Source organism: Lysinibacillus agricola, assembly GCF_016638705.1.
Classification (GTDB): Bacteria; Bacillota; Bacilli; order Bacillales_A; family Planococcaceae; genus Lysinibacillus; species Lysinibacillus agricola.
Genome location: NZ_CP067341.1, coordinates 3,152,349 through 3,165,918 on the forward strand (window position 1 = coordinate 3,152,349; position 13,570 = coordinate 3,165,918).

General features: G+C 35.2%; 11 protein-coding genes and 1 riboswitch. Of the genes, 2 read left to right on the forward strand and 9 right to left on the reverse strand.

What is annotated here, in order from left to right; translation table 11 throughout:
• Window positions 1-23 precede the first annotated feature (23 nt).
• A complete protein-coding gene (locus FJQ98_RS15285) occupies window positions 24-1,214 on the reverse strand; it encodes an MFS transporter (protein ID WP_053597274.1) in 1,191 nt (396 codons plus the stop codon).
• 77 nt (window positions 1,215-1,291) lie between these two features.
• Window positions 1,292-1,391: riboswitch (purine riboswitch) on the reverse strand.
• A 245-nt stretch (window positions 1,392-1,636) separates the two neighbouring features.
• Here FJQ98_RS15285 and FJQ98_RS15290 point away from each other — a divergent pair.
• Window positions 1,637-1,843, forward strand: coding sequence for a hypothetical protein (locus FJQ98_RS15290; protein WP_053597275.1), 207 nt, complete (start codon window positions 1,637-1,639; stop codon window positions 1,841-1,843).
• A 59-nt stretch (window positions 1,844-1,902) separates the two neighbouring features.
• Here FJQ98_RS15290 and lepB read toward each other — a convergent pair whose 3' ends face one another.
• The 6 genes from lepB to FJQ98_RS15320 form a co-directional block, all read right to left on the reverse strand.
• Complete coding sequence (lepB, locus tag FJQ98_RS15295; RefSeq protein WP_053597276.1) at window positions 1,903-2,460, reverse strand: signal peptidase I; 558 nt, start codon at window positions 2,458-2,460, stop codon at window positions 1,903-1,905.
• A gap of 404 nt (window positions 2,461-2,864) precedes the next feature.
• Window positions 2,865-2,975, reverse strand: a complete 111-nt coding sequence (locus FJQ98_RS15300; RefSeq protein WP_053597278.1) for a hypothetical protein — start codon at window positions 2,973-2,975, stop codon at window positions 2,865-2,867.
• Between the two features lie 340 nt (window positions 2,976-3,315).
• Window positions 3,316-4,248 (reverse strand): LCP family glycopolymer transferase, encoded by a 933-nt coding sequence (locus FJQ98_RS15305; protein ID WP_053597279.1) that lies wholly within the window; start codon window positions 4,246-4,248, stop codon window positions 3,316-3,318.
• Window positions 4,249-4,624: 376 nt separating this feature from the next.
• Window positions 4,625-5,398 (reverse strand): IclR family transcriptional regulator, encoded by a 774-nt coding sequence (locus tag FJQ98_RS15310; RefSeq protein ID WP_053597280.1) that lies wholly within the window; start codon window positions 5,396-5,398, stop codon window positions 4,625-4,627.
• A gap of 348 nt (window positions 5,399-5,746) precedes the next feature.
• On the reverse strand, window positions 5,747-6,628 hold the full coding sequence (locus FJQ98_RS15315) for an aminoglycoside 6-adenylyltransferase (protein ID WP_053597281.1): 882 nt from the start codon (window positions 6,626-6,628) through the stop codon (window positions 5,747-5,749).
• Between the two features lie 365 nt (window positions 6,629-6,993).
• The gene (locus FJQ98_RS15320) at window positions 6,994-7,428 is read right to left on the reverse strand and encodes a MarR family winged helix-turn-helix transcriptional regulator (protein ID WP_053597282.1); all 435 of its coding nucleotides are present in this window, start codon (window positions 7,426-7,428) and stop codon (window positions 6,994-6,996) included.
• A 590-nt stretch (window positions 7,429-8,018) separates the two neighbouring features.
• Here FJQ98_RS15320 and FJQ98_RS15325 point away from each other — a divergent pair.
• Complete coding sequence (locus FJQ98_RS15325; protein WP_053597283.1) at window positions 8,019-8,396, forward strand: hypothetical protein; 378 nt, start codon at window positions 8,019-8,021, stop codon at window positions 8,394-8,396.
• 84 nt (window positions 8,397-8,480) lie between these two features.
• Here the strand turns inward: FJQ98_RS15325 and FJQ98_RS15330 are convergent, their stop codons facing one another.
• Both FJQ98_RS15330 and FJQ98_RS15335 read right to left on the reverse strand, forming a co-directional pair.
• Complete coding sequence (locus tag FJQ98_RS15330; RefSeq protein WP_053597284.1) at window positions 8,481-10,217, reverse strand: ABC transporter ATP-binding protein; 1,737 nt, start codon at window positions 10,215-10,217, stop codon at window positions 8,481-8,483.
• Complete coding sequence (locus FJQ98_RS15335; RefSeq protein ID WP_053597285.1) at window positions 10,214-11,956, reverse strand: ABC transporter ATP-binding protein; 1,743 nt, start codon at window positions 11,954-11,956, stop codon at window positions 10,214-10,216. Before FJQ98_RS15335 ends, FJQ98_RS15330 begins: the two co-directional genes overlap by 4 nt.
• Window positions 11,957-13,570 lie beyond the last annotated feature (1,614 nt).

Sequence of the window (13,570 nt, forward strand, 5' to 3'; positions counted from 1 at the left end):
TTTTGGATATTTCATCCAAAAAACTATGAGTTGGTGTGAGCTGATTTCAGCCCTAGCTCAGTCTCATGTGAAACTGGCGCTCTTTTTAGAGAGAAAATAGCACAGCCTAAAGCACATAAAACTAAGATGGCACCGAAGCTAGCTAAATGCATAACAGACCCTGTAACAGTAAACATAGCTCCACCAACAGCTGAACCTATGGAAATACCGATTTGTAATGCAGCTGTATTTAAGCTTTGTTGAATATCAGATGTTTTTGGATCAATTTGTATTAAATAGTTTTGTAATGGAGGTGTAAGTGCCCAGCTAAGTGCTCCCCAAAAAACTGTAACGATTAAAAAGAGTGGTAAAGCGACAATCGTATAAGGGATACTAAATAATACTACGGCAAACGTTGATACAACAATTAAAATTGCTTTACCAGTACCAATTTTATCACTTAACCAACCACCTAGAGCATTACCACTGACCGAAGCTATCCCGAAGATTAGATAACAAATACTAATCCAAGAGGCGTTCATATCAAATGCTTCTACTAAAAATGGTGTTAAATAAGCATATAGCATATAATGACCAGCTAGCATAAACAGTGTTGTTAATTGTGCACTAAAGATTTTTAAATTTGCTAATGATTTAATTTGAGCCTTTAATGGAACAACTTCTACAACGGGCATTTTTTCAAGCAGAAATGCAACAAGAATCATTGATAAAGTTGAAAGAAAAGCTATGCCTAAGAATACAGCTCGCCAACCAAATGCTTCTGTAACAAATATCCCTATTGGTACACCGATTACAAGTGCCGAACTTACACCTACGAAAACAAGACCTAAAGCTTTTGCACGATGTCTCGGTTCAACAATTTTTGTTGTAATCGTTAATGACAAAACAATAACCAATGCTGTACTCATCGCGGTAAAAATTCTAGCAATCATGACTGTCGTGAATGTCGTACTAAAATAAGTCATAACATTACCTAAAGTAAAAATGAATAAAGAAATAAGATAAAGGCGCTTCCTTTCCACTTTTGCGGTTAATGATAAAAGGACAGGCGCAGATATTGCATAGACGAGAGCAAAAATTGTAATTAATTGTCCCGCTGTTGCTAAGGACACATTTAAATCCTCTGCAATTTTTGGTAAAATACCACCAACAATTAATTCCACCAATCCTACTGCAAAGGTAGTAGCGGCAAGAATATAAACTCTCCAATTCATAATAATCACCCTTCCGTTACACTTTCATTTTTGTAGGGAATTTTATTCTGAACGAAAATAAAAAAATCCTGACTACAAAAATGAAGCAAAATTTTTGTAGTCAGGATTTTATGGTTCCTGGTAGAGACCCTCAATCCATATCATTGAGGTTATACAGATTAAATATTTACCCTAGCTATATTAGCATATCGAAAATTACATGACAACAATTTTTATTATTCTACTTCGCCCTCTCTTCTTTCTCATCCATAAAATCAGTTCGCTATAGCACGCTCCAGCATCAAAATTCAATTTATCATTGCGCCTACCTAGCTGCTTTGATCAAAAAGAATCCCTTAACAAGAGATAAATTTTAGATTTTTACTTATAATTCTTCAAACTTGACCATACATAATAATATAACAATATTGCGAGGTGATTGTTTGCGTATATTAGGTTTAGTATGCTATTTTTTAATGTTGTTTTATGGCGTAGAACTAGTAGTAGAAGAGCTCACAATCGATGAACCAGCAACCATTTCCCCTAGTCTGAGCAAACAGCAAATCCCCTTAAAAGAAACTGTTGAAAATTCGACAGTTTGTGTCTATTATCCCTCTTATAAAGTTTGCACAGCATTACCAGCTAACTAAAAAGACAAAAAAGAGGCTACTCAAAATAGCCTCTTTCTCACTGAAAGTCTTAATTTATTTTATTTTGAACCGATATGGAATTGATTAAACGGATATAGTGTTATTTTAGCTTCACCATAGATGGCATCTTTAGAAATTAAACCATAATGGCGGCTATCGTAACTTTTTAAACGGTTGTCACCAAGTACAAAATACATACCCTCAGGCACTTTTTTTTCATTTACTAATTGCTCTAACGTGAAATTTTCTGTAATGCGTAATTGATTAGGATCATCTGTTTGACGGTTCACATAATCTTCTTTATAAGCTTTGCCATTTACATACAAAACATCGTCCTTCATTTCAACTGTATCACCTGGCAAGCCAATTACTCGTTTGATATATAGTTCATCTTCTGTTGGAGATTGAAAGACAATTTGATCAAAGCGTTCAATTTTACTCATTTTACTTACAATAATAATATCCTTATCATGGTAAGTTGGGAACATAGAAGCCCCTTGCACTTTAATTGGTGCAAATAAAAATTGCTTACAGCCAAAAACAACTATAGCCGTAATGACAATAATTTTAAGATAGGATAGTATTTCTTTTTTGAAACTTGTTTTTTCTTCTTGCATGCTCATTCCCCGATACTGTTTTTTTATAGTATAACATTTTCTACAGTATATTGACGAATGAATCACATAAATTGTTTCAAGTTTACAAAAATGGCTAATCACCAGAATGTGAGGTTGATTTCGTTCCGACCGGGCGCTTTCCTGTGGAGTCAAAAGGATGTTGGTCCCGAAGGCAGTCCCCCTATTCTCTTCGCTCCAGGGTCTCACCTGTGACGCTGGAGTCCATGTGAAAACCATTAGCCAAAGAAACGCTCAGGTCCGAAAGAAAACTGATCGGGTCAGGCCAAAATCCGCGGTTACGTTTTTACAAATATCATCCCTAATTTTTGGTGATGAGCCACAAAAAATAGACAAAGCTACTTTATAGCTTTGCCTAGATGTCTTCTATATTTTTGTTTTCACGATTATGAATGGTTACTTTGTGAAGCAGAGTGATGCTGCTCATTAAATAAGTCTACTGCTAAAATAATACCTGCAGGTAATGCAACTGCTAATAAAATTGTGCCTATAATCATCACTATCACTCCTTCAACCATTTCTAACACAATTATACACGAAATTTTCTGATATTTCAAACACATTGTAAATTAAATAAAAAAACCATTCAACTAGGCATGCACCCTACCTGAATGATTTTTTTATGTTTTACATGAAAATTTTTAAGCTCAATAGTTGTAAATATCGCATAGCTGAACTGACTGGATTTTTTTGAACTTTACGTTTAGGCACATAGCTTTGCATGCAATTATTTAGAGCTGTATACCTAAGCACCTGGGTCCTCCCATTCATTCATCTCCCTCCCTTCATTGCCAAAAGATTTACAGCTATTACACCCAAATTGTCACTCCTTACTATTTATTGCAAATGGGCTTTTAATTCCGATTGAACTTTTCCTAGTTCCGCCTCTTCAGGGATGTAATACCAAATGTGGTCAATTGTTTTGCCAGTTCCCTCTTTAAATGACAACTGATCAATATTACGATCCATTTTTTTATACATACTTTGCAGTTGGATTAAGTCCTTCATCGTAAAATTCATACGGACATTATCCCCTACTACATCAAGCATATCTGTAGCCTTTAATAAAGATTGTGTCGACGAAGCTTTTTTCAGAACCGCCTCAATAATTTGTCGTTGGCGAATTTGGCGGCCAAAATCACCGCGAGGATCTTCATATCGAATGCGTGAAAAAATTAACGCATTTTCACCGTCTAAAGTTATCTCACCCTTCGGATAATGATAGGAGTCATAAGTTAAATCCATGTCATTATCAATTGTGACACCACCAATCGTGTCGATAATTTGCAGGAAGCCATCCATATTAATAAACACGTAATAGTCTATCGGAATATCTAAAAAATGCTCCACCGTATCCACCGCCATTGGAACGCCTCCAAATGCATAAGCATGATTAATTTTATCGACGGAATCATGACCGATAATCTCTGTACGAGTATCTCGAGGTATACTAAGCATCTTCATCGTTTGTTTTTCAGGGTTAACCGTAATGACGATCATCGTGTCTGAACGTCCACTATCATTTTTACGCTCATCCACACCTAGCATTAACACAGAAAATGGGTCTTTTTTCGTAACTGTTTTTTGTTCCTTATTTTCATCGCCTGCTGATTCAATTAATGGTGTATTTATTTTATTCATCGTTTTCTGGATTGTATAATAAGCAGTACCTATAAAAATTAAAAAAATTGCTAATAAGCTACCTACTATCCAAAGCCATATTTTTTTCTTGCTCTTTTTTTCCTTAGAGCGCTTCATATTTTTTTCCATACATAAGTCCTTTCTTGCTTACCAAATTTACCCCTCTTTTTGACGTATTAAGTTGGAAAAAAGTTTATATAGTCTATTTATATGCATATTGGACGAAAAAAAGACGTACACTAGTATTTACTAAATTTACGACGTGCTATTCCTTGATTTGTAAATTACCCCTCATTTATTTAGTGTCAGCTAACTTAATGACAAATTGATTCTACTGAGTTTTATACGAACTTAGATGGCTCGTTTTTCACCACATTATTTTAATACGTTTGAAGAGGTCGAGGATGCAATAACATTCATGAAAGAACTATTATAGATAATATTAACAAAGGCTCAAGACAGTCATTACAGTGTCCTGAGCCTTTTTGTAGACATCTTTACAATATCAATCATTATAGAATTTAAAGCTATATTGATCGAAATATCGTTGAATATTCATCGCTGCATGCTGGATAATTTTTACCATTTCTAGAAATTTCTCTTCTGTTGGTTTACGATACTCTGGACCTGCTATAGTTAAAGAAGCAATAATGTCACTTTTGCTATTAAAAAGTGGTACACCAAGCCCAAATACAGAGTGAGAATATTCACCTGTAGAAAAACACCAGCCTTGATTTCGAATATTCTCTAAATCTAATAACATCTCATCCGGGTCTGTGATGGTTTCGGAGGTTAATTTCTCCATCCCATTATCCATAATGTCCATCTGCCTTTTCTCCGGAAGATACGCCATGATTGTCTTACAAGATGCACCTATGTAAAGTGGTGTTCTCGTCCCAATTGAAACCGAGAACTTAATCGTTTGCGAACTCTCTGCAATTTCTACTGTTACTCCATCGGTTCCGTCCAACCACGTTAAAAACACAGACTCTTTTATTTCTTCTGCAAGGTTTTTCATTATTGGTAAAACAAAATCGGAAAGATTCAATTTTTCTTTCACCATTTGACCATATTCTAAAAAACGAAGTCCCAATTCATATTTTTTGGTCTCAGGATTTTGAATTAAAAAGCCATGATTTTCAAATGTAGACAAGATTCTATAAATAATCGAATGACTAATATTCATTTCTTTCGCTAATTCACGCACGCCCCATGTAGGGTTTTGTTTATTAAAATATTTAAGAACTTCTAATGAATTATCTAAAGTTTTTAATGTCATCTCACACCTCAACTGTCTCTATATTAGAACCGCAATTTCATTATAAAATGAATTCAGACAATTTTCAATAATTCCAACTATTTTACAATTATTTATTATTTCCTCTCCAATAAATAATTCATTTCACTCTTTAACATTAAATACGATGATTTATTTCATCACCACTTATTCATAATGTAAAGACGTTAACTAATGAATTAAAAACTAAGTACCTTAATCTAGTAAGTTGCTTCAATTGTCGGAAAAAGAATAAATATAAATTAATGCGTATCCATAAAAAAAGGTTGATTTTCACTCCGAGTTGGCCTTTCCGCGGGCTTGGCTCATTATGCGTTGTCCTATTCTCAATTAATATATACCATTTGCATCACCTGGCAACTCTTTAATATGTTTCAAAAATGCAGTCATATTCTCATCATCTTCAATTGGATAAGAGAAATGACAGTGATTCGCTATATCTTTGGATAAGATTCGAAATAATTCACAAGCAACAAATATCGAGTCCCACATATGTTTATAGTCGGAATCAGAATACGTTTCTTTATACAAGTTCCAATAAGAAACTGGAAGATATTTTTTGAAATATTTCCCCATTTTTCCTGTGGACACCTGAAAATCATTTTCTATTCCAATCCACCAATTGACTATTTGATTTAAAGAATCTCTTGTTGTTTCTTCATACATTAATTTGGCATATGGAAGTTCATCACGCCATATTCCTTTCGCCACATTTTGTAAACACCACCAAAAGTCACTAGTGCAGCTATCAAATTGTTCTTTTGTTGGCTTCTTTACATAATAGTCATTGTCCGAAGGTAAAGAAATTTTCGGTAAGATATGATCTTTATCTAATAATGGAACTGTAAGCTTATCTTCACCATATTCATCCAACATGGCTTCTGTTGATTGAAGGCGAAGGTCAATTCGATTGCCATCTGTAAATAACATTAAATATGTATATCTTCGATCAAAATCGATATCCTCACCTAGATCTTTATCGAGTTTATCTGGTTCCTGAACCATCAGCAAATCCCCAAATATACGAATCCAGTTCTTATCTTTTAAGAATGTGGAAATTTCCATAACTACATAGACAATATCGTAATCTTGAAAAATATCTTTTGATGCATTCGGGTTAGTTCTTGAGCCATTCATATAAACAGCTCGAATTCTTTCGTCTCTTTGAGCAATATCTATTATCAAATCAAACATTTTTCTCTCGGTTCTCAATATGATTACCTCCAACAGAATTTATATATAACTCTACTTTAGATAATACAAGTTAGCCTTATTTCTTATTCATCTAACCTGCACAATTGCAAACTCATCTATAATACATCCATAACTTTCATTCTATGTATTTCGTAAAATACTCCAAACTGTATCTTAAATCACTAAAAAAGCTAAACTAATTGTTCGGATTAGTTCAGCTTAAAATTCGACCTTTAAAATGTTATACATTGTATAAAGAATGGATCATCACCATAACGTGTGGTTGATTTCCGTTCCGACTGGGCGCTTTCCTGAGGGCGTCCAGTCTTCACTCCAATCAACTTATATCAATTTAATAAAACATACTGAAATGACTTTTTTGTCTATATGCTTTGGTCTTGTATGCCTTGCACTAATTTTTCTTGGATCCGCAAATATTGTGCAATTTCTTCATCATTCAATACTTCAAAAAGCTGCATAAAAACCTCTTGTCCAATGGATTGGGCTTTCGCTAAGGCTTTTTCACCTTCGTCCGTTATTTGTAAGCGAATTGTACGACGGTCAGATGGGTCATACAGTCTTTCTGCTAAACCGAGCTTTACTAATTTTTCAGAAATACTCGTCATTGCCCCTTTTGTATAGCCAAGCGTTCCTGCTAATTCAGCTTGCTTTTGTGGACCTTTCGTGTGTAGCTCACTTAATACTAAAATTGGTGAAATACCTAACGGATACGGAAATGCTTTCGTAAAACGTATAATATTTGCATTATTCATCTGTTCAATCCTATGAATAAGTTTAAAAATATTTGTCTCTTTCAAAATATCCACCTCTTCCAATTGTTGGACCAGTGATCTATTGAGAATCATTTGAAGCTAAGAAAACAGCTAGTCTTCCAATAACATCACCAAAGCGACCTAATGGAATTTTACTTTTAAGCGCTTCATCTTACTCAGGCTATGCTTTTGCCCACGCTTGTACACCTGGTGAATAAACAAGCGGAATAATGCTATTCATGTAGTTTAACATTAGACTAATTGCAAATCAATTATGCCACGGTCCGGAATCGGCTTTGTGCTTGCCTGTAGTTGTGGAAGACGTCTATACCTGTCGCTACGAAAAAACTTTGTAGCTGACGCTTCGCTTTCGCTACGAAAAAACTTTGCAGCTGACGCTTCGCTTTCGCTACGAAAAAACCTTTGCTGAAAGAAGTTAAAAAATAATTTTCTTTTTCATAGATCCTCCAATTGGCAAATTTCTACTTTTCACGCTTTTATTCTACGGAAAAGACTAGCAGTTTACAATTAAACACTTTTTTATTTTACAAAGAATAATATGTCATCTTTTTTATTCGACAAGAATAAACTGTAGTAGCTAGCTAAAATCACTTTCAGGAAAGGAGTTGTTTACAATGGGTGCTAAATGGATAAAGATTTCAGTCCTTTATTTAGTGATTGTTTTGGCTTTTGGCCTGTTTATGCATTATACAGTTCAACTTGAATGGAAGGCGACACATGCCCACATTGGTGTGGTAGGTTGGCTGACAACTGGATTTATCGGTTTAATTTATTCAATATATAAAGATGCTGCCGAGACAGGACTGGCCAAAGCACAATTTTGGTTTTACAATATCGGATTGCCGTTCCTCTTTGTCGGTATGATGATGGTATATATTGATGTGCCACGCTGGTTATTTGAGCTCTTCGTATCTGGTGGCGGTATCGCTGTAGCCATTTCAGTGCTATTCTTTGTTGTCAACGTCTTTAAATATGTAAGAAGTACATCTTAAATAGAAAGCCCCACTTTTCCATAAAGTGGGGCTTCATTTTATACCATTCTCTTAGCAAATAATCATCATGTAATCGATCCATAATTATTGTTGCAATGAATTCGCCTGCATTTGATACATCTTTTCGTAAATGCCGCCCTGTGCTAATAGCTCATCATGTGTGCCACGTTCAACAATCTTACCTCGATCTAAGACAAGAATACGATCTGCATTTTTAATAGTAGAAAGTCGGTGAGCGATAATGAATGTTGTACGTCCTTTTTTCAGCACATCCATCGCATGCTGAATAATCTCCTCTGTTTCCGTATCTATATTAGAAGTAGCCTCATCTAATATTAAAATAGCCGGGTCAAAGGCAAGCGCACGCGCAAAGGAAATTAACTGACGCTGTCCAGATGACAGTGTGCTCCCCTTCTCAATAACAGGCTCATCATAGCTATTTGGCAAGTTCGCCAAAACACGTTCCCCACCAACAGCCTTTAATGAAGCTTCTATCTTTTCACGTGAAATTTTAGGATTGTTTAAGCTGACGTTCGAAGCAATAGTACCTGTAAATAAGTACGGGTCCTGAAGAACAATGCCCATATGTTCACGCATTGTTTGACGAGGAACCGAAGTGATATCAATTCCATCAATCGTAATTTTACCTTTAGAAGGATCATAGAAGCGGAACAATAAGTTCATAATCGAACTTTTCCCAGATCCTGTATGACCTACTAAGGCAATTGTTTCACCTTGGTGTGCTTCAAATGATAGGTTTGTCAATACATATTCATCATTTTTATAAGCAAAGGAAACATCTTTGAACACCACATTCCCTTTATATCTAGGTAAACTTTTTTCAGATACTGGTTCCCCATTAGTATCTAACACCTCAAAGACACGCTTTCCTGCAACAAGTGAGCGCTCAAGCTGAGAAAATTGATTGACGATATTCGTGATCGGATTAAATAATCTCGTTAAATAATCGACGAAGGCATATAATGTCCCCGCAGAAATAACTTCCGTCGCCGTAAATGACTGTGTACCAAAGTAAAAAATAAAGATCGTAAACATAAGAAGTCTTAATGTATTAACAAGGTTGAAGGAAGTTGCAGAATCAAGGAAAAGCAGCTTACGTTCATATGCATAATGCTCATTATTCATGTCATCAAATTCATTCGTCATTTGCTGCTCACGACGGAATGCTTGAATAATCGTCATCCCTTGAATCGATTCATTAATCATTGCGTTAATATCGGCAATTTTTGTTCTGATCACATCATTATATTTCGAAGCAACTTTACGATATAAAATCATCCATAAATAAACGACTGGTACCATAGTCAATGCTAGGAATGCCATTTTCCAGTTTAAAATGAAAAGTGCGATATAAACACCTACAATAGAAATTAAACTCGTAACGAAATTTGAAAGTACCTGAACATATAAATTACGAACAGCCTCAGTATCATTCGTTACACGGGCAACAATTTTCCCTGCTGGTAAATTATCGAAGTATTGAATTGGCAATGTTTGAATATGCTCAAATACATCCTTACGTAATTTTTGTACAACCCGATTGGCACCCATTTGTAAATAGATATACATAAAATAGCGTAAAACAGCTGTAGCTATTGCTAAAATTAAATAGACAAGTAACAGCCAAGTGATTGGTTTTATTTCCATATGTCCAATTGTCATGTAATTATCAATGATATGCTTCGCAATAAATGGCCCAACAAGCTCCGTAAAAACGGCGATTGTTAAGAAAAATAATCCAAGTAGTATCGGTTTTTTAAAATACATTGCATAGCGTACTAAACGTTGACTCGTACTCATGATGCACCTCCTTCTAGCTGCTGACGGTCAAATTGCTCTTTATACCATCCTTGTTGTGAAAGAAGTTGCTCATGTGTTCCCTGCTCTACAATTTGGCCTTCATCTAGCACGATAATTAAATCGGCGTGCTGAACTCCTGATAAACGATGTGTTGTAATAATCGTCGTTTTGTCTTGTCGTTCTCGCTGTATATTTTCAATAATTCTTGCCTCTGTTTTTGCGTCTACAGCAGAAAGAGAGTCATCAAGCATTAAGATTTCAGGGTCTTTAATAAGAGCACGCGCAATTGAAACGCGTTGCTTTTGACCACCTGAAAGAGATACACCCTTTTCACCAACAAGTGTCTCAAGACCCATTGGTAGATTTTTTAAATCCTTTTCAAAGTATGCTGCACGAATGGATTCCTGCAATTCAGCTTGTGTAGCATCTTCTTTCCCAAATAAAATATTTTCACGAATAGTACGTGAGAATAGAACATGATCCTGAGGAACATAACCAATCCAGTCGAGTAACTGCTCCTTCGTTTGTGCAGTAATATCAACTCCATCAATCGATAGCTGCCCCTCGCCAATTGGATACTCGCGTAATAATTGTCGCAGGAAGGTCGTTTTTCCCGCTCCTGTTTTACCAACAATCCCAAGTGTTTGCCCCTTTTTCAACGACAACGAAATTCGCTGGAGGTTTTTTACCTGACTCATTGGATATCGGAATGTTAAATCATCAAAGCCAATCGCATTCGGTGTCACAATCGTTTGTGGATTCGCAATATTTCGAACATCCGCGTCATACCTTAGCGTTTCCTGCACACGATCAAGAGAAGCGTTACCTTGTTGCATCACATTAATAAGCTCTCCAATTGCAAATATTGGCCAAACTGCTAGCCCCAAGTAAACATTGAACGTTACAAGCTGCCCAACTGTCATTGCCTCAGTCGCTACTAAATGAGCACCATAGCCTAGCGCTACAACATAACTGATCCCTGTACCGACCTTTGTAATTGGTCCAAATAAGGCGTTAATTTTTGCGGTATGCATATTTTTTTCATACACAATCTCGCTCATCTCTGCAAAATTTGCTTCATCCTTTTTTTCTTGCACATATGCGCGTACAACTCGCACACCTGCAACGGACTCTAGAACACTATCGTTCAGCTCTCCAAAAGAATCCTGTGCCTTCATATATCGTTCATGCACAATTTTCCCTAAATATTGAATAAGGATGGCCATTATCGGCACTGGCAGCATTGCAAAAAAAGTAAGCTTCCACGAAATCATATAGCCCATGGCAAAAATAATAAAGCCCATGTAGATTGTCGAATCAATCAATGTCATAATCCCAAAGCCAGCTGTTAATGACACTGCGTTTAAATCATTTGTTGCACGGGCCATTAAATCTCCGGTGCGATTTTTTTCATAAAACGTTGGCGTCATGCGTAGAAAATGCTGCATGAGGTTCCGACGTAAAATTTTCTCTAGGTTAATAGCTCCTTCAAATAGTCTGAATTGCCACACAAAATTAAGGACATACCCCCCAATAATGATGCCAATAAAAATCAAAATATACTTCGTTAAAAGAGCTGATGTCATTTCTCCAGCAGTCAATATATCAATAATGGACCCTAGTAAATACGGTGGAACCACTTCTAACCCGCTGGCAATCATTAATAGCACAATTGCTATTGTATATTGTTTCCAGTATTTCTTAAAAAACCAGCTTAATTTACTTAAAACATCAAACATACATTATAACCTTCTTTCTCCAGTGCTATTGAAGCTTTACTACCCACTATCCAGAAATACCTTGTTAAAAATCATTTTTTGTACCGTGTTTCGCATACACATACACTCCCTTTTCATTATCACTACAACCTTTTTTTTGCAATAAAAAAGACACATACCCAAAAAAACAGAGCATGTGTCTCTTAATAAAAGGCAAGGTGTAACCCATGCCTTTTATTACAATGTAAAATACAATGTTAGAAGACATGGACAATGTATGCAGATGTACTTTGATATGATACTGATAAAATTAACATTGTCATGACCTCCTTCGTTTGATTTGTTATAGTGTTCTTGAAGATTATCATACTATAGAAATATTTGTCAACTACCTTGCTGTTATTTTTTAGATTTTTCAGGAAATAATTAGCACTTTAAAGCAGTGAATTACTGAAATTAATATCCAGGAGTAAATCATTCCTGGAACATAAATTTAACATTAAATACTATAACTTTTTATATTGACTTTAACGCGACGTAAACCATTATGGTTAGTTTGTATTAGCCTAAAGGAGGAAATAGACATGAATGAATTTTATCAAATGCCCTTATTCTTAAAGCTAAAAGTAAGGGATATTGAAAAGTCAAAAGAATGGTATGCAAACGTAATCAATTATGCCTCGGCATAATTGCGTCCGGAATCGGCTTTGTGCTTGCACAAAGAAATAAAATCGTCAAGTAGTATCCTTGGTTCCCCACAAATTGACAATACGATTACTGTGTTAAATACAAATTTTTCAAATAAAACATGTTATTGAATCATTGCTGGAAGACCCTAACGAACAAAGCTAGTTCAATAGGGTCTTCCAGCAATTTATCGGAACAATTTTAAGATTTATCGGAACAATTTAAAGGTTTATCGGAACAATTATTAAATTTATCGCCTAACTTTAATTTATCACCCAACTTTTAAAATTTATTGCCTAACTTTTTAAATTTATCGCCCATCTTCCCAATAAAATTAAAGAATAACAAACACGGAGACTGTTCCCTTATTTCCATTAAGGGTATAAAATGCCGTCCATCTTTGCTCACTTCAACATCCATCGGTGCAAGTTGAATATAAGAGAAACGAACGCCAAACTGAAACATCGTTTACTGTTTTGAATTTTACAGTGTGCTTTTCAAGGCACCAGGTCTATTTATTATTTAGTAATTAATTATTAATTAGTAGTGACGGTTTTTCCGTTAACGGGTTTTCCGTTTCTGGATTTACCGTTAACGGATTTTCATTGAACGGTGTAATAGTGTTTGAAGACTAAAAAAGTTCTCATTTTGAAATACTAAGATCATAATACGCCTCCTTTCTTGTTATATACATATTAAAAGATGATATAGGGACAATAATTACGAAGTAGTTTGGCAGGATTTATATAAATTTTATTTATCTTAATCGACGGTATACTAAAATAGTGTTTGAGAAGTCAAAAAACTATAGAACGAAAATATTTGAACCAACGCTGGTAAAACGGTATAAGATATAATGAAAAAAATCATGTCATTCTAAATTTGAGCTCTCTTTGATATATTTGAACCCGTATAACTATAGAAATATATCTAAAAGGGTTATCACAT

Bases quoted from the DNA above. Each gene is read 5' to 3' on its own strand.
- FJQ98_RS15285 (WP_053597274.1), bottom strand. From the start codon at position 1,214: ATGAATTGGAGAGTTTATATTCTTGCCGCTACTACCTTTGCAGTAGGA.
- lepB (WP_053597276.1), bottom strand. From the start codon at position 2,460: ATGCAAGAAGAAAAAACAAGTTTCAAAAAAGAAATACTATCCTATCTT.
- FJQ98_RS15300 (WP_053597278.1), bottom strand. From the start codon at position 2,975: ATGATTATAGGCACAATTTTATTAGCAGTTGCATTACCTGCAGGTATT.
- FJQ98_RS15305 (WP_053597279.1), bottom strand. From the start codon at position 4,248: ATGGAAAAAAATATGAAGCGCTCTAAGGAAAAAAAGAGCAAGAAAAAA.
- FJQ98_RS15310 (WP_053597280.1), bottom strand. From the start codon at position 5,398: ATGACATTAAAAACTTTAGATAATTCATTAGAAGTTCTTAAATATTTT.
- FJQ98_RS15325 (WP_053597283.1), top strand. From the start codon at position 8,019: ATGGGTGCTAAATGGATAAAGATTTCAGTCCTTTATTTAGTGATTGTT.
- FJQ98_RS15330 (WP_053597284.1), bottom strand. From the start codon at position 10,217: ATGAGTACGAGTCAACGTTTAGTACGCTATGCAATGTATTTTAAAAAA.
- FJQ98_RS15335 (WP_053597285.1), bottom strand. From the start codon at position 11,956: ATGTTTGATGTTTTAAGTAAATTAAGCTGGTTTTTTAAGAAATACTGG.